We start from the raw sequence: 24,985 nt of genomic DNA on the forward strand, positions 1-24,985 counted from the left end.
GCGCCGGCCTTTCTTCGTTTCGATATCAAAAAGCCCGGTCGGTAGCCGCGAAAGCTACCGACCGGGCAAATCGTAGGCAATATGGTTGCTGTCGAGCAGCTGCTCAGCTTAGCCCAGCAGGCTTAAGCCAACGGAGACAAACGCCAGGATAACGCCGACGATGGACTCGCCGCCGAGCAGGCCGCTGGCAACGACCAGACCCTGTTCCTGGAAGGCGGCGTCCTTGGCAGCCCTCTCTTCGTCGGAAAGACCAGCGGTGGCGTCGCGGTGGGCGGACCACTTGTCGTAGGCGAGCTTGACGCAGGAGCCCAAGAAGGCCGTGAGCGACATGTAGAACGGCAGGTACACGCCTAGGCCGATCATCATGGCCGGAATGCCGAGCCAGTACATGACGATGCCGGCGATAAAGCCACCAACGAACCACGGCACGCTCGGGATACCCGAGACCATGGTGGCGACCACACTTGCCTGCGCGGCAACGAAGCTCTTGTCGGGACCAAAGGCGTCCGGACCATAGGCGGTGACGAGCGCGACCATGACGGCGGCGGCGACCAAGGCGCCCACGATGCCGCCGATGGCCTGGCCGATCCACTGCGCACGCGAGTTGGTGCCCAGCACAGCGCCAGCCTTAAAGTCGTTCATGACGTCGCCCGCAAGGCCGCACGCCACGGCCACGATGCCGGCGATAAAGAACAGCTTGACCTGCGCGAGCTGCGCGAAGGCCGCCACGATGAGCATGACGATGAGGCCAAAGATCTCCATGGGGTCGATACCCGTCTGGCCGCAGCTCTGTGCGCTCATGATGGTGGTGACAAAGGTGAACAGCGTGACGATGACGGCCGGAACGGGGCCAAGGTCGAGCGCGATGGCAACGATTACGGCGATGGCGGCAGCGCCCAGGCCGATGATGCCGGCGTCGAGCTTAAGGGAGCCCGAGATGAGCGACTGCTCGTCGGTGTCGGTGGAGCTGTCGGCAGCAAGACCGCGGACGATGCCGGCGACCTGCGGCAGGATGTCCTTGAGGACGACGGCGACGCCAAAGCCCATCATAAGGCCCATACCCAGGGACTTGACGATGCCCTGTGCGGTTACGACGTCGAACAGGCCGGCAGCGGTGCCGCCGACGATGATGCCAAAGTTGCCCAGCAGCGCGCCGGCAAACCAGAAAGCGACCGGGGCGAAGCCCACGAGGAAGCCGACGGAGAGCAGCATGGGCGAATTGTAGATGCCAAAGGTTACGCCGGGGATGTTGAGCGTGCACAGCATGCTGGGCACAATGCCCAGGGCATCGCGCAACACGCTGTAGATGCCGGCGAGGGCCATGGAGCCAAAGAGCTGCTTGCCGGTCTTGCCGCCGGCCTCGGTTGCGCGCAGGGTCTGAGCTGCGGCGTTGCCGGTGGGGAACTCAAGCGCGGCGTCTACGATAAAGTGGCGGTGGATGAGTGCCGTTGCCAGCAGGCCCAGAATGGTGCCGGCGAGCGCCACGATAAACATGTCGAGCCAGCTAATCTGGTCGGCATAGCCCAGCATCCAAGCGCCCGGGATGGTAAACGCCAGACCGCCGGCGACCATGGCGCCCGCGGACATGATGGTGTGGGTGACGTTGGCCTCGTTGAGGCTGGCGTTGCCCATGAGCTTAAGGAAGAACAGCGAGATGACGGCAGCGAAGACGATCGGCCAGGGGAGTGCGCCCATCTTGAGGGCGGTGTAGGCCGAGCTTGCCGTGATGATCACGCAGCCGAGGACGCCGATGACGACGCCACGCAGCGTGAGTTGCCCGCGCATCGAGGCGCGGTTCAAGGGATTGCTCATATATAACTCCTTTGCGTATATCCGCTTCCCCCGGGAGCGCCGCTACGGATACGGCGCGGGAAGTCGGGTTACCAAGGGCCGCCGCGTGAGCTCGCGCGCGGCCGCGCATCAGTATAGCCGCAAGTTAGTCATTTTGGGATGACTGGTTTAGGTAGGCGATATACTGCTGGGCAGACGAAAGGAGCGCCGACGATGCTAAATGGGTGCGCATATATATTGACGGTCGACGTGGGCAACACGTTCATTCGCTTTGGCCTGTTTGCCGAGGATTCGGCCGCGGCGCAGGAGTGCCCGCTCGCGACGTGCGAGATCACCACGCCGCCGAGCATCACGGCCGACGAAGCGCACATGCGACTTGCGCAGGTCATGGTCGCGCTCGCCGCCGATGCAGGTGTGCCCGGGGTGCTCGTACCCGCCGCGGCCGTGCTGAGCTGCGTGGTCCCGGCGCTCGAGCGCCCGTGGAAGGCAGCACTTTCCCGTACCTGCACGGGGCGCGTGCTCACCGTGGGGCCGGGCCTCAAGACCGGCATGCCCGTGCACTACGACGATCCGGCCGAGATCGGCCCCGACCGCATTGCCGACGCCGTGGCTGCCCGCGCTGTCTACGGCTCGCCGTGCATCGTGATCGACCTGGGCACCACGACCAATATCGAGGTCATCGACGCGCACGGTACCTTTGTCGGCGGCGTTATCGCGCCGGGGCTGGCGCTCGGCGCCCGTTCGCTCTCGGCCGCTGCGGCGCGCCTGCCTCAGGTTGAGCCCTCGGCGCCGACGCATGTTATCGGCCGCAACACGCGTGAGGCCATGCGCTCGGGCGTGGTTCTGGGCGAGGTGGCCCGCATCGACGGCATGCTCGACATGGTGCTCGCCGAGATGCGCGCGACCAAGGCCGCGGGGGAGGGCGATGTGCCCATCGTCATTACCGGCGACGATGCCGAGGCACTTGCGGCCCTTGTCGGTCATAGCCTGACGGTCGATGACGCACTGACGCTTCGCGGCCTGGCCGAGCTCTACCACATCAATCAAAAGCCCCGTCGCGCGTAGCGATGGGGCGGTGGGACAAAAACGTTTCCACCTTCCACCTGCTACAATGGGTCAAACTGTTGCGATTACGGAGGTGTCTGCCATGTCGGACGATCTTCATCAAACTGCGTCGGGCAAGCGCCGCGACGTTATTAGCTGGGATGAGTTCTTTATGAGCGTGGCCATCGCCGCGCAGCGCCGCAGCAAGGACCCCAACACGCAGGTGGGCGCGTGCATCGCCAACACCAACCACCGCATCCTTTCGGTGGGCTACAACGGTACGCCCTCGGCGCTCAACGACGACTTTTTCCCGTGGGGCACGAGCGACGACCCGTTGCAGGACAAGCACAACTACGTGGTGCATGCCGAGGCCAACGCCGTGCTCAACTACCGCGGCTCGCTCAAAGACCTTGAGGGTTCCACGGTCTACGTCACGCTGTTCCCGTGCCACGACTGCGCCAAGATCCTGGCGCAGGTGGGTGTGGGCGAGGTCGTCTACCTGGACAATAAGTATGCCGACACCGATGACGGCCGTATCAGCCGCCGCATTCTCGACTCCTGCGGCATCAGCTACCGCCAGGTCATCGTCGATGTCCAGATTGGTACCGGGGGACAGGCTCGACAGTAATATGCGTTGTCGCTATCTGACGACGAATGCAGTTCAAAGAGCCCCGTCCCAAATTGACTACTCGTGAAAGTCGCGTCTGCGCGCATGGACGGCTCGTGAGCGGGTACATGGCTGTAGTAACATAGCTTCTGTCCGCGGGCGTGCCCGCGTTATTGTGAGAAAGGAGCCCCTGTGGCTGTTAACGAAGAGCTGCTTAAGAAGGTTCTTGAAGAGATCCGCCCCAACCTGCAGGCCGATGGCGGCGATATGGAGTATGTGGGCGTCGACGACGAGGGTGTTGTCAAGCTTGAGCTTCAGGGCGCCTGCGCCGGCTGCCCTATGAGCGCACTGACCCTGTCCATGGGTATCGAGCGTATCCTCAAGGAGCATGTGCCCGGCGTTACCCGTGTTGAGCAGATCAATGCCTCCGGCGAGACCGACGACCTGTACGACGAGTACGCGCCGTTCTAAGATTCGAAAGCTGCGGACGGCATACTCCGCATAGACGTTACGCCCAAATATGCGGCTGCGAGCGCAAGGCCCGCGGCCGCATTTGTATGTAGGGAGCAGGGGGACCGATATGCTCAACGACCTCTACCATATGCTTGATCCCGTCGCCATTTCGGCGGGGCCCATCACCATCTACTGGTACGGCTTGGCCTATGTGGTCGGAGCTTTGCTCACGGCGGTCGTCATGTATCGCACGCAGCGCCGTTGGGGTTTTGACATCACGATTGATGACCTGACGAGTGTCGTGGTCGGCGTGGTCTTTGGCCTCATTATCGGTGCGCGCCTGTTCTACGTCGTCTTTTACGGTGATGGCTACTACTGGGCGCACCCTCTCGAGATCTTTGCCACCAACGAGGGCGGCATGAGCTTCCACGGCGGTTTGGTGGGCGGCATTATCGGCGGCATCATCGTATGCCGCATGTATAAGCTCGACGCATGGACTTTGGCAGACCTTGCCGTCATCGGCGCGCCGCTGGCCTTGTGCCTGGGCCGTTGTGCCAACTTTGTCAACGGAGAGCTGTGGGGCAAGCCGACCGATCTGCCATGGGGCGTGGTCTTTGGCGGGACTGCGGGCGATATGCCGCGTCACCCCTCCCAGCTCTACGAGGCATTTCTTGAGGGTATCGTGCTCTTTTGCATTCTGCAGGTGCTCAGCCGCAAAAAGCCGCTATTGCCCCAAGGCACGTTTATGGGCGTGTTTGTGATGGGGTACGGCATCGTCCGCTTCCTCGTCGAGTTCGTGCGCGTGCCCGATGCACAACTGGGCTATCTGCTGGGTGGCGTCATCACCATGGGCCAGCTGTTGAGCCTGCCGCTCGTCTTCGCCGGCCTGGCGCTCATCATCTTCGCCCGACACCGCAATCGCCCCCAGCGCATCTACCTCGACGCCTAACCACCACAAAAGGGACAGGCACCTTTGTGGCGGTTTGCTGGGCAACGATGACAGAACCGTAACGTTTCCCCAGATAAGACCTGCCAAAATAAACCTGTCCCTTTTTGGCAGGTTTCTAGAAAGGCTTTCGGACTGTGAAGGATTCCGACCTCTCCACAACGGCTGCGCGCGACGCCGCTCGCATCGTCTGGTTTAAGCGCTACCCCGCCAAGCAGACGCTCATCGCTTTTTTGCTCGCGCTGTTGGCGACCACGGCGTTTTCCATCGATCCCGCCCCGGTGTCGAGCAACGCAGTCTTGGCGATTGACCCCAAAGCCTCGGGCATGCTGTACGTGTGCTACGAGGTGCTCCTCTCGTTTGCCGGGCATACCGACGCGGTCATGTTGCTCGCGCTTGCCTGCCTGCTCACGCTGCCGTTTCGCTACGTCTTCTTTGGCCGCGGCGACGCCTGGCGTCCCTCGGTCATCCTGCCATCGCTGTTTTTTGCCATCTGTATGGTGTTTGGCCGCAGCTACGACCTCACCGACTCTGCCGAGATTGTGCTCGGCGACAAGGCCCGCATCATCTGCGCCTGGATCGGCGGCGCGGGCTGGATGCTCTTAGCGGTCGTTGCCTTCTACCTCGCTTTTGAGTGTCTGGATTGGCTAAGCTCTCGGCGCATTCCGTTTTTCGAAGCGCACTTTGGCCGCGTATGGCGCGTGGCTCACGCCGTGCTCTCGGTCCATCCCTTTGCCGGGCCCTTCCTGGTGCTTATGATCGCCTGGGCGCCCACGCTCATCGCCTCGCTGCCCGGCCTTTTTATGGGAGACACGGGCGCGCAGATTCGCCAGTGGTTCAACTACCCCAACGGCACGAGCGACTACCTGCGTCTGCTCAACCCCAATGTGTTGCTCAATGGGCATCACCCCGTGGTGCACACGGCCATCATCGGTTCGTGCGTGCAGCTGGGCCTTTCGCTGTTCAACAGTGCTAACGCCGGCCTCATCATCTACACCTGCACTCAGTTCGTCATCACGGCCGCCTGCATGGCCTATTCCATCTCGTCGCTGCGCAAGCTGGGCGTGAGCCTGCCGGTCCGCGGCGTTATCTTGCTGTTCTTTGCGTTTATGCCGATGTTCTCCAACTACGCGGCGCTGCTCACCAAAGACGTGCTGTTTGCCGACGCGTTTTTGGTGCTGCTGGTGCAGACTGTGAAGCTCGTGGCTTGCGGTCTGCCCCGTCGCGATGCCAATGCCGAGCGTGCGGGCGAACAGAGGCCTGTGCTCTTTGCGCGCCACGACTGGCTGCTGCTTGCTCTGGGCGCCATGGGTTCCACGTTCCTGCGCAACGGCGGCTTGGTGTTTCCCCTGGCGGCATGCGTAATCGCGGCGGCGTTTTGTGCCTGGGACGTGCATGTGGCTCGTCGTGCGGCCAAGCAGACGGGTACTGCGCCAGCGGGCGTCACCCCGCGTTTCCGCTGGGTGGGAGTTCTTGCGGTGCTCGCACTCTGCCTTGTCTCTAATATGTACTTCACCAAGGTCTTTATGCCGGCGCACGACATCACGCCTGGCTCCAAGCGCGAAATCCTCTCGATTCCGTTTCAGCAGACGGCCCGTTTTGTCCAAAAGCACGACGGCCTCAATTCGGGCGTCAATCCCACGGTCAAGGAAGACGGCACCATCGTGGAGGCTCCTTGCGATGGCTTGGTGACTGACGAAGAACGTGCCGTGATCGATCGGGTGCTCCAGTACGAAAACTTGGGCCGTCGTTACAATCCCGACAAGTCCGACGCCGTTAAGAATTGCTTTAACGAGTACGCATCGCAGGAGGACATCAAGGCCTATTTTGAGGTGTGGGCCCAGATGTTCAAAAAGGATCCCGAGTGCTATATCTCGGCGCTTATCAATAACTACTATGGATACTTTTATCCGAGCGCGCGCGATGCCTGGGTTTACAGTACGGCGCGCAGTGCCGAGATTATGGCACGCCCCGATAATCTCAAGTACTTCGACTTCCATCCGGTTGACAGCAACGTGGTGCGCTGGTGCGACCACCTGATCAATCTGTGCCGTGTGGCGGTGCAGCGCATCCCGTTTATCTCGCTCACCATGAGCTCGGCCACCTATGTGTGGATCATGATCGCCGTGGTGGTCTACCTGCTGCGTCGTCATTCATGGCGTGCGCTGGCGATCTGGGTGCCGCTGTTGGGCGTGCTCGCCGTGTGCCTGATTGGCCCGTGCAACGGCTCGACTTACATGCGCTACCTGTATCCGGTCATCGCCTGCATGCCCTTCGCCATCGGCGCCACCGTCACCCGCAGCGACTTCCTCTGGTTCTAACTTGGTGCATTGAGGTCGGGTTTCTTTGCACCAAAGGGGCCATCATCACGACGCCTTCATTTTGGGGTTTATCTCGCAGGCCAGTAGGTATATCATAACGACGTTTGTTTATATTGCCCGAGCATCTGCGCTGGGCTTTAGGTCGAAACCGATAGGAGACACGTATGTCCGGACACTCTAAGTGGGCCACAACCAAGCATCGTAAGGGCGCGCAGGACGCCAAGCGTTCCGCCCTCTTCTCCAAGCTCAGCCGCAACATCACCGTTGCTGCCCGTCTCGGCGGTGACCCGCTGCCCGAGAACAACGCCAGCCTCGCCGCTGCCGTTGCCAAGGCCAAGGCTCAGTCCATGCCTAAGGACAAGATCAAGTCCGCTATCGACAAGGCTTTTGGTTCGGGTGCCGACGCTGCCGTCTACGAGAACATCGTGTACGAGGGCTACGGTCCCGCCGGTGTCGCCGTCTACGTCGACTGCCTGACCGACAACCGCAACCGTACCGCCGCTGATGTCCGTTCCGCCTTCTCCCACGCTGGTGGCAACCTGGGCACCTCCGGCTCCGTCGCCTTCCAGTTTGAGCGCAAGGGCCAGATCGTCGTCGCCAAGGAGATCCTGGACGAGAACGCCAAGAAGGAGACCATGATCGCCAACGGTGCTGCCGGTGACGAGGATGAGTTCATGATGGCCATCGCCGAGGCCGGTGGCGAGGACTACGAGGACGCCGGCGAGGAGTGGATCGTCTGGACTACTGCCAACGAGGTTATGGCTGTCTCCAAGGCGCTCGAGGAGCAGGGCGTCCAGGTCAAGGGTTCCGAGACCACCATGGTCCCGACCACCCCGACCGAGGTCTCCGGCGCCGACGCCAAGAAGGTCCAGCGCCTCATCGATCGCCTTGAGGAGCTTGACGACGTCCAGGATGTTTACAGCACCATGGACATGACCGACGAGGTCATCGCTGCCCTCGAGGAGGAGTAGCGCCCGCACGGGTTAAGCCGTGTATATCTGGGCATAATGAAGCGAGCATGCAAGCCTCGTGGAATAGATGAGCCGGATCCGCGTGCGTAGAGCACCGGACCCGGCTCTTTTATAATGATGCGAACCGTTCTGCATTTCGAGAGCCGAGATTTGAAGGGAGCGCCACGTGCGCGTACTCAAACGAGCCCTAGCGATTGTGTATCTTGCCGCCGCCATCGTGGCGCTGGGTACGCTTGTCTGCCAGTTTTGGGGGGCGTATACGTATCGCTTTATGCTGCTGATGCGCGACCCCATGCCGCGCATTGTCGTGACGGCATGCGGCGGAGTTGTGGCGATCGGCGTGCTGGTAAGCTTTTTCCGCCTGATGTTTGCTCGTCGCGAGCCGTCCTGCGTGCATCCGGCGGGGGAGCGCAATATCGAGGTTACCCTTGCGGCGCTTTCTTCGTGCGCCAGGGCTGCTGCCGAGCGCGACGACCGCGTGATGGTCGAGCATGTCGAGGCCCGCGTCCAAGGCCCCGACGATTCGCACGTCCGATTTAAGGTCGAGGCTATCGCGCTTGACGATAAGGACGTGGCATCTCTGGCTACCGCGATGCAGCAGCGCATCGAGGAAGCTTGCGACACCATGCTCGGCACGCCGGGTACGACTACGCGCGTCCGTTTTTTGCCGTCCAAGACTACCGTCCAGACCGTGGAGGTTTCCGGTGAGTGATACCAATCAAGATAAGACCGCTCGTACGCCGCGCCTGACGATTGACCAGAGCGCCACGCCGGCGAGCGAACCTGTTGATTCCAAAGCAGAGGCAACCGAGTTGCAAGACGCGGCCGCCGCGGATTTTGACGAGGCTATGGGTCTCATCAAGGGTACGGGCGCTGCCATCTGGAGCTATGCTGTGCGCCATCCCAACACCACGCTCGGCGCCGTCGCTGGCTTTGTCCTCGCCGTGTTGGTGCTCACGTTGGGCCTGTGGGACACGCTCGTCATTGCATTCTTCGTGCTGATCGGCGCTGTGATCGGCCAAATTCGCGACGGCGAGAACGGGATCGTCAACTTCTTCGGCCGTCTGTTTAGCGGCCGCTAATATGTATTCGACTGTCGCATCCGCGGCAGGCATAAGGAGGAACCATGGCTTTTAATACGAAGGTCGATGTAGCCGATACCGAGCTCGAGGCAGACGAGACCGTGACCGCCGAGGCCGAGGACGTAACGCTCGAGGACGAGGCGCTCGTCGAGGCCGAGTCCGATGCGGATGAGGACGACGAGGAAGCGGACGAGTCCGAGGACTCGCTGACCTATTCCAACGGTGTGATCGAGAAGATCGTTGCCATGGCCACTCGCGAGGTTCCGCACGTTCTGGGCATGAAGGGTAACCTCATGCACTTTGTGCAGGAGCAGTTTGGTGCCGAGAATCTGACCAAGGGCGTGACGGTCGAGGTCACCGATGACAATCGTGTGGTCGTCAACATCTCCGTCATTATCGAGTACGGCGCCTATGCGCCCGCGATCTTCGACGATGTCAAGGCACGTGTCACCGAGCGCCTTGCCGCGATGACCGGCCTTGAGGTGGCGGGCGTCAACCTGCGTATCGAGGACGTCATCACCCCCGAGGAGTACGAGCACCGCACCAGCCAGCACGAATAACCTTCCAAAAAGGGACAGGTTTGTTTTGGCAGGTTTTATCTGCGAAAACATTAAACGGCCGACCGCGTAAGCAAAAGCGTGGCCGGCCGTTTTTTGTATGCCCCCCGATGTAGGCATACCGCTCGTCTAACTAGGGGTTGCAATCGTCGCGTTCCGCGTTACCCTAATGGGCGCATTGTTTCCAAATCGTTAACGAGGAGTTGCCGTAATGGCCGACGAGCACGAAACAGAAAGCAAGGCATGGGCGATTGAGGCCGCCGCTGCAGAGGCGGCATCGCGTGCTGCCGAGGAGGTGCATCGTCCTCCCGTGGTGCCGATGGAGCGCGTGGTCGATCGCACCGATATCGAGCGCGGCGAGCGTGCCGGTCAAAAGCGCAGCCAGGAGCCGGGCTTCCCGCGCTTTTTTGCCGAGCTCAATCTGGGTCTGATTCTTACGGCCTTTGCCATCGTTGCGTTTAAAACCCCTAATCACTTTGCTTTTGGCGGCACCTCGGGCGTGTCGGTCATTCTGTCCACGCTGTTCCCGACTCTGCCCGTCGGCGTCTTTATGTGGATTATCAACGCGGTTCTCGTCGTTTTGGGCTTTATCTTTTTGGAGCGCAAGGCAATCCTGTGGAGTGTCTTCGCCTCGTTTGCGCTTTCGGCCTACGTCTCGCTGTTTGAGCTCTTCATTCCGACCGATGTCTCGATGACGGGCGATATGTGGCTCGACCTGTGCTTTGCCGTCATCTTGCCGGCGCTCGGCAGCGCTATTGTCTTTGACATCGGCGCCTCGACGGGTGGCACGGACATTCTTGCCATGATCCTCAAGCGCCGCACCACGCTCGAGATTGGCCGCGCCCTGCTGCTGGTCGATATCGGTATCGTGACCATCGCGGCCTTCTTGTACGGCCCGCGTGTCGGTCTGTATTGCGTGCTCGGCCTGTTTGCCAAGACGCTTGTGGTCGACAAAGCCATTGAGAGCATTCACCTGCGCAAAGTCTGCACGGTCATTTGTTCCGAGCCCCTTAAGGTCGAGGAGTTTATCGTCAAGCATCTCAACCGCACGGCGACCATCAGCCGCGGCTACGGTGCCTTCTCGGGCAAGTGTGTGACGGTGATCATGAGCGTGCTGAGCCGTCGCGAGGCCGTGCAACTGCGCCGCTATGCGCGCGAAGTCGATCCAGGTGCCTTTATCACGATCGTCGACAGCTCCGAGATCGTCGGCAAGGGCTTCCGCGGAACGAACTAGCGCGGACACACTCATCAAACAATCGAAAAGCGCCTCGCGCGTTGCAAATACGTCATCTAAGAGCATTTGTCCTCACATTGGGTGATAATGATGCCAAAGACATCGTTTGCGATCCAGGTGATTCGCTCTAGATACGAAGGGATGATTTCGATGTTCTGTTCGCAGTGTGGCGCTCCTATGGGCGATAACGACAAGTTCTGCGGTGCGTGCGGTGCTCCTAATGCTGGTGCTGCAGCTTCCACCCCTCAGGGTCAACCTCAGCAATTTGTCCCTCAGCCTCCCATGAACGCGTCCAAGGGCTGTGTGGCTCAGGCGTTTGAGGATATGACCAAGACTCCGGGCGTGCTGCAGCGCGTGTGCCAGATTGCTTTTTTGCCGGCGCTTATCTGTGTCGTGTCGGTACTCGTGTTGTTTATTCCCGTTATTGGCGGTATTGCAGCTGCCATCGGCTTTTTGGCTGCCTACGTGGCGAGCGTGTGCGGTTCGGGCTTTGGCATCGAGTGGGGTCGCGATCTGTCGCTTAAGATCGATGACGGCATGGAGCGTCCGTTGATGCGTTCCACGTCGTTTGGCCTCGGAGTCTTTTCGAGCGTTATTTCGGTCGTGCTCGAGGTTATCGCTGCCATTCCCGTGATCGGTGTAGCGCTTTCGCTGGTGGAGGGCGTGGTAATTGGCGCTGCGGGCTCGTATTCTTATTACGGCTCTTATGCGCTCGAGGCTGCGCTGTTTGGCTCGCTTGGCTTGCTCGTTCTGGCTATGATTGTCACGGCGGTCCTGGGGGTCTTCTTTAAGATGTTCGCCGACATTGCCGTGATGCATTTTGCGGTGACCGGTCGCGTCGAGAGCGCGTTTTCGCTCGATAAGGTCTGGGCGGCCTTTAAGAACAACAAGACCAAGCTGTTCTGCGCTTCGTGGCTTCCCGAGTTTTTGACTGGCCTGGTCGCCAACGTTGTCACATGGATCTTGACGGTTGTCTTTGGCGCCATTGCCTCTGTCGGTATGTATAGTTACTACTATCGTCCTACGGTTATTGAGGCGCTTGTTACCGGCGGTGGCATCACACTCGTGCTGTTCCTGGTGCTGGTCGCTTTCGTCACCGTATTTCTTACGGTCTTTGGCAAGATGCTCAAGCACCGTGCCGTTGGCTATTGGGTTGCACGTTATGCAAGCGAGTGGGCCGACGAGGACAAGGACGACGTCCTGACTTTTGTGCTCCCGGGTGAGAAGAAGCCTGCTCCTGCGGGATTCAATCCCACGGCAGCCACTGGTGCTGCGCCTGCCCCGGCGCCCGCGCCTGCACCTGCCCCGGCACCCGCGCCTGCCCCTGCCCCGGCACCTGCTCCTGTCCCCGCACCGGCGTCCGGGGCGACGCCTGCGGAGCCCGATTGGGATGCCGTTGCCACGCCGGCGGATGAGCCGGGCGATAATCCTGCTGCCGAAAACAATCAAACCGAATAGCCGGTCGAGGCGCCCTGGGCAACTGAGCCCGGGGTGCCTTTTTCTACTGCGAAAGCAAGAAAATGCCTGGGAAAACGGTTGCAGCAAAATTTCTCGGAAATTGGTCAATGTTGCGCAACAACGTCGCGGCTATTGTTGAGAACGTAGACGTGTAAGGTTTGAAGGCGTGCGACGCCTTAGGAAAAGGAGAGGCTCATGTTCTGTCCCACTTGTGGTTCTCCCATTTCGGATGATGCCAAATTCTGCCCTGTTTGCGGATCCGCCGTTGGTGCCGCTTCTGCCGCTGCGGCCCCGCAGCCCCAGCCCGCTCCGGCCCAGGCTATTCAGCCCGCGCCCCAGCCTCAGCAGCAGTACACCGGTCAATACGCCCAACAGTCAGCATCCGCTCCGATGGGCTATGACCCCATTAAGGCTGACCGCAGCCTGATCGGCTGGCTGCTGCTCTCTCTTGTGACCTGCGGTATCTATTCGTTCTACTTCCTGTATTGCTTGGCACGCGACGTCAACACGTTGTGTCAGGATGACGGCGATTACACGCCGGGTCTGGCGGAATTCATCCTTCTATCGTTTGTGACCTGCGGCTTCTACGCGTACTACTGGTATTACAAGATTGGCAACCGCCTGCAGGCCAACGCTCCTCGCTACGGCCTGGTGTTCCAGGAAAACGGCACCACCGTTCTTCTGTGGCAGATCTTCGGCGCGCTCCTGTGCGGCCTTGGTCCCATCTTCGCTATGAACATCGTCATCAATAATACCAATGCCATGGCAACGGCTTACAACACTCGCCTTGGCGCTCGTGCCTAACAATAAGGGCGGCGTGAACAGCTTCCAGGGACATAGGGGCACGGCAGAGCTCCTTCGCCGCGCCCTTTTTTGCACCGGCGCGCTCTTTGTCGCCTGGCTCGCGCTCTACCTGCTCGACATTGGCTGCATTTTTCGATTGATGACGGGCATTCCTTGTCCGGGATGCGGCATGACGAGGGCGTGGCTGGCGGCGCTGCGCCTCGATTATGCGGCTGCCTTTGCCTACCATCCGCTGTTTTGGGTGGTGCCGATTGCGTTTGTGCTCGCGTTCGTGCGCGAGGAGGTGGCATCGAGCAAGCTAAAGCGTGGTATCGACATTGCGGTCACCGTGTTGTGTGTGCTGGTCGTCGTCGTATGGATCGTGCGCCTCATCAATCCGGCAGATGCCGGTCTGCTCTTTGGCGGCTATGCGCCCGCCGGAGTTCCCGACGATATCATCCACCTCGAACCCCCACGCTGGCTCACCATCCTTCGCTCTTACCTGGCGTGACGGAGGACGCGCTAGAAAAACGGTCGACACATAAGCGGGGGCGAACGTTGAGATAACGTCCGCCCCCGCTTTGCTTTAGCCAGGCTGTTATGGATGGGCGTGACGGCTACTCGTCGCGCTTTTCCTCGTGGCGAGCGGCAGCCCGCGCATCGTGGATGCCCTTGATTGCAGCATGGCGGGCGGTGCGAGCATCGTGCATGGCGTCGCGCGCCTCAGCGGCCGTGGCCTTGGCAGAGCGCAGCTTGGCGGCCAAGTCGGGGTTGGTCTCGGCAACCGCGGCGATCGTGGGGCCGTCGAGCTCCTCTTGCGTGGGCTCGGCCAAAAAGTCGATAGCATACTGGGCGGCCACCATGGAGCCCTTTGCCAGCACGGTCTCGTCAATCTTGTAGAAGCAAGAATGTTGGGCGTACGTGGCGCCAATCTTGGGGTTGCGCGTACCTACAAAGGCGAGCACGCCCGGCACACGGCGCAGGTACTCCGAAAAATCCTCACCCGAAAGCGTGCCGCGGTAATGGCCTTGGCCGGCGGGACCTAGACACTTAATTACGGCCTGACGGCAGCGCTCGCTCGAGGCCGCGTCGTTTTCGACCTTGTAGTTGGCGATGGTGTAGTCGGTGAGCTCTGCCTCGGCGCCCAAGGCCGCCGCGGTATGCTCCACGATGCGGCGCATAAGCTCCGGCATTTCCTCGTGGGTTGAATCGCCGTAGGTGCGTACTGTGCCGGCGAGGTAGGCCGTGCCGGCGATAACGTTGCGCGCGGTGCCGCCGTGCAGCTCGCCGACGGTGATGACGGCCGGCTCGTAGGGGCTGATCTCGCGCGAGACGATGGTCTGCAGGGCGTTGACAATCTCGGCGGCAACCATAACGGCGTCGTGGCCGCGCTGGGGCATGGCGCCGTGGCACGAGGTACCGCGGACATCGATGCGGAACCAGTCGGTATTGGCCATGCGCGGGCCGGGCTCGCAGCTTACGGTGCCGGCGTCGACCTCGCTCCAGATGTGCGCGGCGTAGGCACCATCGACGCCGTCGAGCACGCCCGTGCCGATCATGAGTTTGGCGCCTTGGCCGTTTTCCTCACTGGGCTGGAAGACGATGCGGGCCTCGCCGTGGATGTCGTCTGTCATATGGCGCAGGATCTGCAGCGTGCCGAGCATCATGGCGATGTGGCAGTCGTGGCCGCAGGCGTGCATGCAGCCCTCGTTGACGCTGGAGAAATCCTCGCCGGTCTGCTCGGTGACGGGCAGGGCGTCGATGTCGGCGCGCAGCAGGATGCGGCGGCGTGGCGTGCCGTCCTCGCGGTAGGCATCCGGCGCGGTACCGCGAAGCGTTGCCACCAAGCCGGTCTTGAGCGGACGCTCGTAGGGGATATTCATGGCGTCGAGCTGGTTGGCGATGTCGGAGGTCGTGCGCTCCTCGGCGAGGCTCAGCTCCGGGTGCTTATGGAAGTGCCGGCGCTGCTTGATGATATATGGTTCAAACTCGGTAGCGATATCTTGGATGGCCGCGGTGACGTCGTCAGCCGCGCGAGCCTCGGTCGCCGCCATAATCTGCTGTGCCTTGGTCTTCGTCATGGTCGATTTGCTCCTTGCTGGGTTGATCGCAAAATCGTACAGGCTCTCTCCAGTATGCCACCTGCCGCTAGGGCTGGTAAAGTTGCCGTTTGCCGCTTGGGGTTTTGTTACAAGGGCGGGGGAGTACACTCGGGGGTGTTGAATTTCCTGCCAGAGATGGGGATGCCCATGCAACATATCGATCGGATTATCCGCTCCAAGAACGTCTTTACCGCGCAAGACGGCATCGATACCACCCGCGAGCTGGCGATTGCCATCGCAGGCGACCGTATCGTCGCAGTCGGTGCGCCCGATGACGTGATCGCCGCCGCTCCTGCCGCTACGTCGGTTATCGACTACGGCGAGCAGTTTGTCTGCCCCGGTTTCCATGACGCTCATCTGCACTTCTTCCATACCTCGGTCGGTTCCTCACCGTACATGCTCATGGATATGGGCACGTCCGAGGCGGCGCTGGTGCAACATGCGCTCGAGTTTTCCCAGGACCTGCCCGACGACGCTTGGGTTGTGACGCAGGGCTGGCGCGACTACCGTTGGGACCCGCCCGAGCATCCTACCAAGGCGTCGCTCGATGCGGCATTCCCCGATCGTCCCTGTGTTATGTATTCGGGCGACGGGCACACGCTTTGGCTCAACAGCCGCGCACTCGAGGCGCTCGGCGTCACACGCGACAGCGAGCCGCCAGCGGGCGGCAGCTACGACAAGGATGCAAACGGCGAGCTCACGGGCATTGCTCACGAGGCGGCTGCCATGCAGCTGCTACCGCGCTGCCTTGAGTGGCTGGGCGAGGATCGCATCGCAAGCGCTTACGCCGATCAAATGAGGCGGATGGCCGAGCAGGGCATCACCTCGATATGCGATATGTCGCTCATGCCCATGCCGGGCTGCGATTTTATCCGCGACGACGTCTATGACAAGCTGCAGGCAGCCGGCAAGTTGGGCATCCGAGCCCATCTGTTCCCCACGCTGTTGGATGACCAGTCGCGCTTGGAAGAGCTGCAGACCCGCTACGCGAACAACGCGCTGCTCTCGGCGCCAGGCTTTAAGCAGTTCTTCGACGGCGTGTCGAGCGAACACACGGCCTATCTCACCGAGCCCTATACCAATCCGCGCTTCCCGGGCGACCAGGGCCGTCTGACGGTTCCCGCCGAGCGCATGCGCAAGCTAGTTCTGGCGGCCGCGGAGCGCGGCCACACCGTGCGCATCCACGTCATCGGCGACGGTGCGATTCATGCCGCGCTCGATATCTTTGAGGAGGCCTCCGACCTGTACGGGCTGCCCCAGCACGGCCATAACACGCTCGAGCACCTGGAGAACCTTCTGCCCGAGGACATCGACCGCCTGCGCAAGCTCAACGTGGTTGCTTCGAGCCAGCCCTGCCACATTACACTCGACCCGGGTGGCCCGGAGCGCGACCTGGGCCTGGAGCGCAGCCGCATCATGTGGCCGTTCGCAACCTATAAGCAGCGCGGCATTCGCCAAGCCTTCGGTACCGACAGCCCCATCACAGCTGTTACCAGCATGAACGTGCTCTACACGGCTATCACGCGCCAGGACCCCAAAAGCCACTGGCCCGAGGGCGGCTGGCTGCCGAGCGAGCGCATCGATGCGGCAACAGCCCTGCGCAACTACACCCTGGGCAGCGCCTACGCGGCAGGCGACGAGCAAAACCTCGGCAGCCTGGAACTCGGCAAATACGCCGATCTGGTAGTCCTGGACCAAAACCCGCTCACCGTTGACCCCCAAGACCTCCAGGCCACAAAAATTCAGGCCACCTACCTGGCAGGTAACTTGATTTACGAGCGCTAAGTATTCATGCCGTACCGTTAAGCGCGGCTCGGACAGCCTATTTTGGGATAGCGCTCGAGTCGCGTTTGTTTGCCGGTGGGGATTTGTTAGGAGCGTCCCCGCTCTGATGGATTTGGGCGCAGGGCGGATGCGCCGCTGCCCTGCGCGCTCAATTTGGACATCAGCAATGCTGCCTCTTGGTGTTTTGCATACTTCCCATTACAGATTGCATAAAAAGGCTGGGATATTCTTCCTGATCCTGATGTACCCCCGCCCGTGCCGTGCAAAAAACGGAGTATTCAGCACCGCGAGCTCTGCCGGTGCCGCTGCAGTCGGGTAGCATTGTGGAGATCGACGTCATTTTGGGGTCCGACGTGGCGCGAGGCATGCTTGTTTGTCTCGACGAGGCCTGTCTGCCGACCCAAATCGCCGGTCGAAGGCTACCGTGGGACTAATTAGATGCGCCCGGTGCGTATGCATTTGTCCCGGCCTGCTGAAAACTCCCAAAAATGCACGGTGCTCCCCAGGGGACCCGTGCTCGCAACGAAAACCATGCTCATGTCGCTATCCGCATCGCCTTTTTGCTGCACTGACTTTTCTGAATGCCGGGCTCGAATTAGTTAACCTGCCTCCCGTGTGGCTCCGGAGGGGCGGGGCATAAGGTTTATCGCGAGTTCCGCACGAGCCGAAGGCCACTTAATGTGGCCTTCGTGCGAGCAGGACTGCCCGAGCAGGAAACCTTATGCCCCGCCCCTCCGGAGCCACACGGGAGCCACTGCTAAGTTATCCCCCGGCATTCAGAAAATCTAAGTGCCAAAAAATAAGATTTTTTGACTCTGTGTTGTATAACCCGCCATTCGTGGGTACCATTCAACGCGTACGCAAACAAAAAGGGTTAATTCGCGTGGTATAACCGCGCGGCCCAAAAAGGAGGAGACAAGCATGTCGTCTTTGAAGCCGCTTGCAGATCGTGTTCTGGTCAAGCCCGACGAGGCCGAGCAGAAGACCGCTTCCGGTCTGTATATCGCCAGCAACGCTCAGGAGAAGCCGCAGCGCGGCACCATCGTTGCCGTGGGCGCCGGCAAGGTCAACGACAAGGGTGAGCGCATCCCCATGGACGTCAAGGTTGGCGACGTTGTCATCTACGGTAAGTTCGGTGGCAACGAGGTCAAGGTCGACGGCGAGAAGTATCTGCTGATGCGCGCCGACGACATCTACGCCGTCGTCGAGGCCTAGTCTCGTCAGAATCTCTGATTCGTCTTTGAGCGCGCCCGCCGCATAGGACTCGGAAGCGGCGACGCGAGTCACATTTCTTTTGGAGGATTACCTACCATGGCAAAGAACATTACGTTCAACACCGATGCCCGCGCTAAGCTTGCCAAGGGCGTCAACACTCTGGCCGACGCCGTTACCGTCACCATGGGCCCCAAGGGTCGCTACGTTGCGCTGCAGCGCACGTTCGGTGCTCCGACCATCACCAACGACGGCGTTTCCGTCGCTAAGGAGATCGAGCTCGAGGACAACATCGAGAACATGGGCGCTCAGCTGGTGAAGGAGGTCGCCACCAAGACCAACGACACCGTGGGTGACGGCACCACCACCGCAACTCTGCTCGCTCAGGCCATCGTCAACGACGGCCTGCGCAACGTCGCCGCTGGCGCCAACCCGCTGGCCATCCGTCGCGGCATCGACAAGGCCGTTAACGCCGCCGTCGCCGAGATGAAGAAGCAGGCCAAGCCGGTCGAGACCAAGGAGCAGATCGCTTCCGTCGGTACCATCTCCGCCGGTGACCCCGAGGTCGGCGAGAAGATCGCCGAGGCCATGGAGGTCGTGGGCAAGGACGGCGTCATCACCGTCGAGGATTCCCAGACGTTCGACATCACCATCGACACCGTCGAGGGCATGCAGTTCGACAAGGGCTATGTCTCCGCTTACTTCGTCACGGATAACGACCGCATGGAGGCCGTGATGAAGGATCCGTACATCCTCATCACCGACCAGAAGATCTCCAGCGTTCAGGACATCATGCCCGTTCTCGAGGCTGTCCAGCGCGCTGGCCGTGGCCTGCTCATCATCGCTGAGGACATCGACGGCGAGGCTCTGCCTACCCTGGTCCTCAACAAGATCCGTGGCGCCCTCAACGTCTGCGCCGTCAAGGCCCCGGGCTACGGCGATCGCCGCAAGCGCATCCTCGAGGACATCGCCGTTCTCACCGGTGGCCAGGCTGCCCTGGACGAGCTGGGCGTGAAGGTCGCTGACATCACCGCCGATATGCTCGGTACCGCTAAGTCCGTCACCATCTCCAAGGACAACACCGTCGTCGTCGGCGGCGCTGGCTCCAAGGAGGCCATCGACGCTCGTATCGCTCAGATCAAGGGTGAGATGGAGAACACCACCTCTGACTTCGACCGTGAGAAGCTCCAGGAGCGCCTGGCCAAGCTCTCCGGTGGCGTTGCCGTCATCAAGGTCGGCGCTGCTACCGAGTCCGAGCTCAAGGAGATTAAGCATCGCGTCGAGGACGCCCTGCAGGCTACCCGCGCTGCTGTCGAGGAGGGCATCGTCGCCGGCGGTGGCGTCGCCTTCATGGACGCTGCTCCTGCGCTCGATGCTGTCGAGATCGACGACCCCGAGGAGAAGATCGGCGTCGATATCGTCAAGAAGGCTTTGACCGCTCCGGTCGCTACCATCGCCAAGAACGCTGGCTTTGAGGGCGCCGTCGTGGTCGACAAGGTTGCCGAGCTGCCTGCCGGCCAGGGTCTCAACTCTGCCAACGGCGAGTGGGGCGACATGATCGAGATGGGCGTCCTCGACCCCGTCAAGGTCAGCCGCGTCACCCTGCAGAACGCTGCTTCTGTTGCCAGCCTGATTCTCATCACCGAGGCCACCGTCTCCGATGTGCCCAAGAACACTCAGCTTGAGGACGCTATCGCTGCTGCTACCGCTGGTCAGCAGGGCGGCGGTATGTACTAAGGCCGACAAGGTCTAGAACTCCCACCGGGAATCCGGGGGCGTGACGGGGCTTCTCTCCGGAACGTCCTCGGACATGCAAAGAGGCTCCGCATCGCGCTTCGCGCTGCGGAGCCTCTTTGCGTCCAGTGCGGAATGTTCCGGAGAGAAGCCCCGTCACGCCCCCGGATTCCCTGCGTTTACGGCCTTGAGGTCGGCGGGCGGAGAAAGTGGTTGTTGGGGATACGTGTCCCGGTCGCTGTTTCGCGGCTTTGCCGCGAAAGGCGCGTCACTTTGGGATGGGTGGGGAGCGTGGTTGTTGCGGCAACTGATCCCCACCATAAATTACCCTCGGCATACTTGCGCGAACGATTGCTCGTGCTACACTTGCAATTGCTGTTTCAGGGCGGGGTGGAATTCCCCACTGGCGGTAAATCGGGCGGTGTCAAAGGGACGCCGTGGAGCAGGCGAGGTGCCTGCGACTGAGCCGATGAGTCCGCGACCCGTGCGTGTGTTGGTTCGCATGCCGGCTGAACTGGTGAGATCCCAGTACCAACGGTTAGAGTCCGGATGAAAGAGGCAGGTGATCTTATGTCTGAACAGTCGCAGCATATCCATTTTGAGAACACGAATAGGTGGAGCACCAAACAGCTCGTTACCATGGCGCTGATGTGCGCCCTGGGCGCCCTGTTTATGTACGTGCAGCTGCCCATCCTTCCTTCGGCGCCGTTTTTGACCTATGACCCGTCGCTGGTGCCGGCGATGGTGTGCGGGTTTGCGTATGGTCCCGGCGCCGGTACCGCTGTTGCCGCTATGGCTATCGTTATCCATGCGCTCACCACGGGTGACTGGGTCGGCGCGCTTATGAACTTGGTTGCCACGCTGGGCTATATTCTGCCCGCGGCTATCGTTTACCAGAAGATGCACACCTATAAGGGTGCCGTGATTGGCCTGGTGCTTGGCGTCATTGCCGCTACAGCGCTGTCTATGGTCGCAAACCTTACCATTGGCGTATGGTTCTGGTATGGCTCGGTCGATGTGATCGCCCCGCTCATGATTCCTGCCGTACTGCCGTTCAACCTTATCAAGACCGTGCTTAACTCGGTATTGACGCTTGCGGTGTACAAGGCGGTTTCCAACCTCATCACGCCTAAAAAGGACCAGGTCAAAGGCCGCGCATGATTGAGTGTCGGGGCGTTTCCTTTAGTTATGACGGTGCCGCACCGGCGCTCGACGGCGTCGATCTGAACATCGAGGACGGGGAGTTTTTCTGCATCCTCGGTGGCAATGGGTCGGGCAAGTCGACGTTTGCCAAGCATCTGAATGCGCTGTTGCAGCCCGATGCGGGCACGGTACGCATCAACGGCATGGATGCGTCCGACCCCGAGCTGGTCTACGACATTCGTTCGACCGCGGGCATGGTATTCCAGAATTCCGACGACCAGCTGGTGGCAACGCTTGTCGAAGATGACATTGCGTTTGGTCCCGAAAACCTAGGCGTGCCATCGGCGCAAATTGCGCAGCGCGTACGCGAGGCGCTGAAAGGCGTGGGCCTGGTGGGCTTTGAGCACCACGAGACCCATGCGCTTTCGGGCGGCCAAAAGCAGCGCGTGGCGCTTGCCGGCGTGCTCGCCATGGAACCGCGCGTGCTCATATTGGACGAGGCTTCCTCGATGCTCGATCCGCGTGGGCGCAAGGGCCTCATGAAGGCTTGCCGCGCGTTGCACGATCGCGGCATGACCATCGTGATGATTACGCACTTTATGGAAGAGGCCGCCGAGGCCGATCGTGTCGCCGTGTTTCAGACGGGGCGAGTTGCCATGCTGGGCACGCCCGAGGAAATCTTGACGCGGGCGGACGAACTTGCGCAGCTCAACTTGGATATGCCGGCGTCGTGCTGTCTAGGTAGGGCACTTCGTGAGAAGGGCGTGCCCGTTTGCGCGCAGGTGCGTGAGGCGGATATGGTCGCTGAGATTGCGCAGGCTTATGCCGAGCGAAGTGGGGTAGACATCGTAGAGCGGCCCTTTGCGTCCGATCCTCGTATGCTCGACAACGCATCCTCTGCAAACGATGGAACAGTAGCGTCGGAGCCCGTCATCGAGATTTCGCATCTCTCACATAGTTACTCGCTGAGCGCCCGCGAGCGCCGCTGCTGGCATAAGCGCTCGGCCACTGCGGGCAAATCGAGCAAACAGGCTCTCTGGGGAAACGACCCAAGCAGCCCGTGGGCGCTGCGCGATGTATCGCTGACGGTGCGTCGCGGCGAGTTCCTGGGGCTAGCAGGTCATACCGGTTCGGGTAAGTCGACGCTGGTCCAGCATCTCAACGGTTTGATTCGTCCCCAGGAGGGAAGCGTTTGCGCGCTGGGGCTCGACCTATCAAACAAGAAAGACGCCGCCGCTGTTAAGGCCAAGGTCGGCGTGGTGTTTCAGTATCCCGAGCGCCAGCTATTTGCCGAAACCGTGGCGCAGGACGTGGCGTTTGGTCCGCACAACCTTGGCTTGCCGCAAGATGAAGTCGACCGTCGTGTCGAGTCATCGCTCTCGCGCGTGGGCCTCGACCTTTCTACGGTCGGCGACAAGAGTCCCTTTGAGCTTTCGGGCGGTCAGCAACGGCGTGTGGCATTCGCCGGCGTGCTCGCCATGGAGCCCGAAGTCCTGGTGCTCGATGAACCCATGGCGGGGCTCGATCCGGCTGCGCGCAGGGATTTCCTTGAGCTTATCGATCGACTTCACCGCGATGGCCTGACCGTTGTCATGGTTTCGCATAGTATGGATGACCTGGCCAATTGCTGCGACCGCATTGTCGTAATGAACGAAGGCGCGGTGTTTGCCGAGGGAACCCCCGCGCAGGTGTTTGCGCATGCCGATGAGCTCAAGTCGATCGGCTTGGGCGTTCCCGCCGCCCAGCGTATGGCGCTGGCGCTTACGGAGGCGGGCGTGCCGCTGCGTCGCGGCGGGCTCTATACGGTTGAGTCGCTGGCAGACGAGTTGGTGGACCTGCTAATCGGTCGCTCGGGCGGTCCTTCTAACGTCGCGGACATTGCTAAATCCAAGACGGTCGCGCGAGAGGAGGGCTGCTAATGGAGGCGTTTTCGTTTGGCAGCTACTATCCCGGCGATAGTGCGATCCACCGCCTGGACCCGCGAACTAAGTTGCTCTTGGGCTTTGTGTTTCTGATCACGACGCTCACAGTCAGCAGCTTCCGCGGACTGGCCCCGGTCGCAATCTTCGTTGTCCTGATCTATGCCGTGTCCCGGGTGCCGGCTCGTCGCGCTCTGTCGTCGATGGCGCCGCTGCTGGCAATCGTCATCGTGGTTGCGGTGCTCAACCTGTTTTCCGACCAGAGCGGGCGCATCCTGTGGCAGCTCGGCTTTCTGCAGATAAGCGAGGGCTCGCTGCGTTCTGCCGCCTTTATGGCGTGCCGCCTGACCCTGATGATGGCCGGCATGAGCGCCATTACGCTCACCACGCCCACGCTCGACCTCACCGCGGGCTTTGAGCGTCTGCTCGCACCGTTTGCGCGCGTGGGGCTCCCTGCGCATGAGCTCGGCATGATCATGGGTATCGCGTTGCGCTTTATGCCGCAGTTCGCCACCGAGATGAAGCAGACGGCGGACGCGCAGGCAAGCCGCGGCGCGCGCGTGACGTGCGGTCCGCTCGGCGGTGTGCGCATGCTCGGCAGTGTGGCGATTCCGCTGTTCACCGGCGTGTTCCGTCATGCCGAGACGCTTTCGGCCGCCATGGATGCGCGCTGCTATCACGGCGAACAGGGACGCACGCGTCTGCATACACTTACGTTTGGCCGCGGGGATGCACTGGCCGCGGTGGTGACGGTGCTGCTGCTCGTGTGTGTCATCGTCATCAACCTTCAACTTGTTTAGGCGCGATTCGAGCGCAAGAAAGGGGTCCCTATGACCGACAACGACCGCACGGCTCAGCTTGAGCGCGCCTGTTCGTATCTCAGGCGCATTCCGGCGTGGTATCTGGCCACGACCGATGTGGCCGACGGGTATCAGCCTCGCGTGAGGCCGTTTTCATTTGCCATGGTCGATGACGGTAAGCTGTGGTTTTGCACATCGCGCGACAAGGATGTGTGGGCCGAGCTCAGCGCGAACCCCAAGTTTGAGGTTTCGGGTTGGAAACCGGGGGAGTGTTGGATTGTACTGACCGGCGAGGCCGCGCTCGAGGACGATGCGGTCGTGAGCGACAAGGTACGCCAGGCGGGTTTTAAACACATGGTGGGCATCGGCGAGGAACACGATAGCGCCAACGACGGCCGCCTTGCTTTCTTTTCGGTCCGCAACATTGCCGCGCGCTTCTGTGATATCGACGGCAGCGAGGAGCGCCTGGAGCTCTAATTTCCCAAATTGATTACCCATTCCAAAAAGACTGGTCAGGCGACAGGAGGACACATGGACGGATTGAATACGGTGTTGGAGTATCTGACGTCGGTGCCGGCGTGGTACTTGGCGACGAGCGTGGACGGGCAGCCACATGTGCGTCCGTTCTCGTTTGCACAGATTCAGGACGGCAAGCTGTGGTTTGTGACAGCGCGCACTAAAGATGTGTGGCAGGAACTGCTGCAAAACCAGCGCTTTGAGGCCACGAGTTGGTGGCCGGGCCATGGCTGGCTCATCTTGCGCGGGCGTGCCGGCTTGGATGACCGGGCTTTAGACGAAATGCGCGAAGCCGGGTGGAAGCATCTAGAGCGCCTGGGCGAGCACTATGAGGGGCCTAACGACCCCACGCTCGTCTTCTTTAGCGTCGAAGATCCCGAGGCTTTTATCTGCAATCACGACGAATGGGTGCCGGTCGAGCTCTAGCCAGCTGGCTCATCCTAACAACTTAGTTTTCGCATGGGCGGGCCCCGTGTTGCCCGGCACCGTAAGGAGTGCCGGTCAATACGGGGCCCGCTCTATTTGTC

General features: G+C 61.1%; 23 protein-coding genes and 1 riboswitch. Of the genes, 21 read left to right on the plus strand and 2 right to left on the minus strand.

Going from position 1 to position 24,985, the window contains the following annotated elements; genetic code table 11:
• Positions 1–108: 108 nt before the first annotated feature.
• A complete protein-coding gene (locus tag FGQ67_RS00205; protein ID WP_138339559.1) occupies positions 109–1,812 on the minus strand; it encodes an OPT/YSL family transporter in 1,704 nt (567 codons plus the stop codon).
• 192 nt (positions 1,813–2,004) lie between these two features.
• Between FGQ67_RS00205 and FGQ67_RS00210 the strand changes: the two genes are divergently transcribed.
• The 13 genes from FGQ67_RS00210 (at position 2,005) to FGQ67_RS00270 (ending at position 13,758) form a co-directional block, all read left to right on the plus strand.
• On the plus strand, positions 2,005–2,856 hold the full coding sequence (locus FGQ67_RS00210; protein WP_138339560.1) for a type III pantothenate kinase: 852 nt from the start codon (positions 2,005–2,007) through the stop codon (positions 2,854–2,856).
• A gap of 82 nt (positions 2,857–2,938) precedes the next feature.
• On the plus strand, positions 2,939–3,463 hold the full coding sequence (locus tag FGQ67_RS00215) for a deoxycytidylate deaminase (RefSeq protein ID WP_138339561.1): 525 nt from the start codon (positions 2,939–2,941) through the stop codon (positions 3,461–3,463).
• A 171-nt stretch (positions 3,464–3,634) separates the two neighbouring features.
• Entirely contained in the window at positions 3,635–3,913 is a 279-nt protein-coding gene (locus FGQ67_RS00220) for a NifU family protein (protein WP_138339562.1), read from the plus strand.
• A 109-nt stretch (positions 3,914–4,022) separates the two neighbouring features.
• The gene (lgt, locus tag FGQ67_RS00225) at positions 4,023–4,844 is read left to right on the plus strand and encodes a prolipoprotein diacylglyceryl transferase (RefSeq protein ID WP_138339563.1); all 822 of its coding nucleotides are present in this window, start codon (positions 4,023–4,025) and stop codon (positions 4,842–4,844) included.
• A gap of 134 nt (positions 4,845–4,978) precedes the next feature.
• On the plus strand, positions 4,979–7,162 hold the full coding sequence (locus tag FGQ67_RS00230) for a DUF6020 family protein (protein ID WP_249934336.1): 2,184 nt from the start codon (positions 4,979–4,981) through the stop codon (positions 7,160–7,162).
• Positions 7,163–7,326: 164 nt separating this feature from the next.
• Positions 7,327–8,133, plus strand: coding sequence for a YebC/PmpR family DNA-binding transcriptional regulator (locus FGQ67_RS00235; protein WP_006234926.1), 807 nt, complete (start codon positions 7,327–7,329; stop codon positions 8,131–8,133).
• 166 nt (positions 8,134–8,299) lie between these two features.
• On the plus strand, positions 8,300–8,845 hold the full coding sequence (locus tag FGQ67_RS00240) for an Asp23/Gls24 family envelope stress response protein (RefSeq protein ID WP_138339564.1): 546 nt from the start codon (positions 8,300–8,302) through the stop codon (positions 8,843–8,845).
• The gene (locus FGQ67_RS10215; protein ID WP_233504040.1) at positions 8,838–9,215 is read left to right on the plus strand and encodes a DUF2273 domain-containing protein; all 378 of its coding nucleotides are present in this window, start codon (positions 8,838–8,840) and stop codon (positions 9,213–9,215) included. The genes FGQ67_RS00240 and FGQ67_RS10215 overlap by 8 nt, the downstream gene beginning before the upstream one ends.
• A gap of 44 nt (positions 9,216–9,259) precedes the next feature.
• A complete protein-coding gene (locus tag FGQ67_RS00250) occupies positions 9,260–9,775 on the plus strand; it encodes an Asp23/Gls24 family envelope stress response protein (RefSeq protein WP_138339565.1) in 516 nt (171 codons plus the stop codon).
• A 208-nt stretch (positions 9,776–9,983) separates the two neighbouring features.
• Positions 9,984–11,006, plus strand: coding sequence for a YitT family protein (locus FGQ67_RS00255; protein WP_117821081.1), 1,023 nt, complete (start codon positions 9,984–9,986; stop codon positions 11,004–11,006).
• A gap of 150 nt (positions 11,007–11,156) precedes the next feature.
• Positions 11,157–12,464 carry a DUF4013 domain-containing protein gene (locus FGQ67_RS00260; RefSeq protein WP_171025107.1) on the plus strand — a complete coding sequence of 436 codons (1,308 nt, stop codon included), beginning with the start codon at positions 11,157–11,159 and terminating at the stop codon, positions 12,462–12,464.
• A 195-nt stretch (positions 12,465–12,659) separates the two neighbouring features.
• Positions 12,660–13,268, plus strand: coding sequence for a DUF4234 domain-containing protein (locus FGQ67_RS00265; RefSeq protein WP_138339567.1), 609 nt, complete (start codon positions 12,660–12,662; stop codon positions 13,266–13,268).
• A 13-nt stretch (positions 13,269–13,281) separates the two neighbouring features.
• Entirely contained in the window at positions 13,282–13,758 is a 477-nt protein-coding gene (locus FGQ67_RS00270) for a DUF2752 domain-containing protein (protein WP_171025108.1), read from the plus strand.
• Between the two features lie 106 nt (positions 13,759–13,864).
• On the opposite strand, the gene FGQ67_RS00275 is transcribed toward FGQ67_RS00270, so the two are convergent.
• Positions 13,865–15,328, minus strand: coding sequence for a M20 family metallopeptidase (locus FGQ67_RS00275; RefSeq protein ID WP_138339569.1), 1,464 nt, complete (start codon positions 15,326–15,328; stop codon positions 13,865–13,867).
• Positions 15,329–15,490: 162 nt separating this feature from the next.
• Between FGQ67_RS00275 and FGQ67_RS00280 the strand changes: the two genes are divergently transcribed.
• From FGQ67_RS00280 to FGQ67_RS00315, 8 genes are all read left to right on the plus strand, one after another.
• Complete coding sequence (locus tag FGQ67_RS00280) at positions 15,491–17,134, plus strand: amidohydrolase (protein WP_249934337.1); 1,644 nt, start codon at positions 15,491–15,493, stop codon at positions 17,132–17,134.
• A gap of 921 nt (positions 17,135–18,055) precedes the next feature.
• On the plus strand, positions 18,056–18,349 hold the full coding sequence (gene groES, locus FGQ67_RS00285) for a co-chaperone GroES (protein ID WP_022094351.1): 294 nt from the start codon (positions 18,056–18,058) through the stop codon (positions 18,347–18,349).
• Between the two features lie 96 nt (positions 18,350–18,445).
• The gene (groL, locus tag FGQ67_RS00290; protein WP_006234938.1) at positions 18,446–20,083 is read left to right on the plus strand and encodes a chaperonin GroEL; all 1,638 of its coding nucleotides are present in this window, start codon (positions 18,446–18,448) and stop codon (positions 20,081–20,083) included.
• A gap of 369 nt (positions 20,084–20,452) precedes the next feature.
• Positions 20,453–20,645: riboswitch (FMN riboswitch) on the plus strand.
• 5 nt (positions 20,646–20,650) lie between these two features.
• Entirely contained in the window at positions 20,651–21,241 is a 591-nt protein-coding gene (locus tag FGQ67_RS00295; RefSeq protein ID WP_055252299.1) for an ECF transporter S component, read from the plus strand.
• The gene (locus FGQ67_RS00300) at positions 21,238–23,142 is read left to right on the plus strand and encodes an energy-coupling factor transporter ATPase (protein ID WP_138339570.1); all 1,905 of its coding nucleotides are present in this window, start codon (positions 21,238–21,240) and stop codon (positions 23,140–23,142) included. Before FGQ67_RS00295 ends, FGQ67_RS00300 begins: the two co-directional genes overlap by 4 nt.
• Complete coding sequence (locus FGQ67_RS00305; RefSeq protein ID WP_138339571.1) at positions 23,142–23,942, plus strand: energy-coupling factor transporter transmembrane component T family protein; 801 nt, start codon at positions 23,142–23,144, stop codon at positions 23,940–23,942. The genes FGQ67_RS00300 and FGQ67_RS00305 overlap by 1 nt, the downstream gene beginning before the upstream one ends.
• A gap of 30 nt (positions 23,943–23,972) precedes the next feature.
• On the plus strand, positions 23,973–24,419 hold the full coding sequence (locus FGQ67_RS00310) for a pyridoxamine 5'-phosphate oxidase family protein (protein ID WP_138339572.1): 447 nt from the start codon (positions 23,973–23,975) through the stop codon (positions 24,417–24,419).
• A 54-nt stretch (positions 24,420–24,473) separates the two neighbouring features.
• Entirely contained in the window at positions 24,474–24,884 is a 411-nt protein-coding gene (locus FGQ67_RS00315) for a pyridoxamine 5'-phosphate oxidase family protein (RefSeq protein ID WP_099432117.1), read from the plus strand.
• The last annotated feature ends 101 nt before the right edge of the window (positions 24,885–24,985 follow it).

Source organism: Collinsella aerofaciens (assembly GCF_005845035.1).
GTDB classification, from domain to species: domain Bacteria; phylum Actinomycetota; class Coriobacteriia; order Coriobacteriales; family Coriobacteriaceae; genus Collinsella; species Collinsella aerofaciens_I.

Excerpts from the sequence above, each read along its gene's own strand:
- FGQ67_RS00275 (WP_138339569.1), bottom strand. The coding sequence starts at position 15,328 with ATGACGAAGACCAAGGCACAGCAGATTATGGCGGCGACCGAGGCTCGC.
- FGQ67_RS00260 (WP_171025107.1), top strand. The coding sequence starts at position 11,157 with ATGTTCTGTTCGCAGTGTGGCGCTCCTATGGGCGATAACGACAAGTTC.
- groES (WP_022094351.1), top strand. The coding sequence starts at position 18,056 with ATGTCGTCTTTGAAGCCGCTTGCAGATCGTGTTCTGGTCAAGCCCGAC.
- FGQ67_RS00255 (WP_117821081.1), top strand. The coding sequence starts at position 9,984 with ATGGCCGACGAGCACGAAACAGAAAGCAAGGCATGGGCGATTGAGGCC.
- FGQ67_RS00305 (WP_138339571.1), top strand. The coding sequence starts at position 23,142 with ATGGAGGCGTTTTCGTTTGGCAGCTACTATCCCGGCGATAGTGCGATC.
- FGQ67_RS00310 (WP_138339572.1), top strand. The coding sequence starts at position 23,973 with ATGACCGACAACGACCGCACGGCTCAGCTTGAGCGCGCCTGTTCGTAT.
- FGQ67_RS00235 (WP_006234926.1), top strand. The coding sequence starts at position 7,327 with ATGTCCGGACACTCTAAGTGGGCCACAACCAAGCATCGTAAGGGCGCG.
- FGQ67_RS00265 (WP_138339567.1), top strand. The coding sequence starts at position 12,660 with ATGTTCTGTCCCACTTGTGGTTCTCCCATTTCGGATGATGCCAAATTC.
- FGQ67_RS00295 (WP_055252299.1), top strand. The coding sequence starts at position 20,651 with ATGTCTGAACAGTCGCAGCATATCCATTTTGAGAACACGAATAGGTGG.
- FGQ67_RS00300 (WP_138339570.1), top strand. The coding sequence starts at position 21,238 with ATGATTGAGTGTCGGGGCGTTTCCTTTAGTTATGACGGTGCCGCACCG.
- groL (WP_006234938.1), top strand. The coding sequence starts at position 18,446 with ATGGCAAAGAACATTACGTTCAACACCGATGCCCGCGCTAAGCTTGCC.
- FGQ67_RS00215 (WP_138339561.1), top strand. The coding sequence starts at position 2,939 with ATGTCGGACGATCTTCATCAAACTGCGTCGGGCAAGCGCCGCGACGTT.
- FGQ67_RS00210 (WP_138339560.1), top strand. The coding sequence starts at position 2,005 with ATGCTAAATGGGTGCGCATATATATTGACGGTCGACGTGGGCAACACG.
- FGQ67_RS00315 (WP_099432117.1), top strand. The coding sequence starts at position 24,474 with ATGGACGGATTGAATACGGTGTTGGAGTATCTGACGTCGGTGCCGGCG.
- FGQ67_RS00250 (WP_138339565.1), top strand. The coding sequence starts at position 9,260 with ATGGCTTTTAATACGAAGGTCGATGTAGCCGATACCGAGCTCGAGGCA.
- FGQ67_RS00280 (WP_249934337.1), top strand. The coding sequence starts at position 15,491 with ATGCCCATGCAACATATCGATCGGATTATCCGCTCCAAGAACGTCTTT.
- lgt (WP_138339563.1), top strand. The coding sequence starts at position 4,023 with ATGCTCAACGACCTCTACCATATGCTTGATCCCGTCGCCATTTCGGCG.
- FGQ67_RS00205 (WP_138339559.1), bottom strand. The coding sequence starts at position 1,812 with ATGAGCAATCCCTTGAACCGCGCCTCGATGCGCGGGCAACTCACGCTG.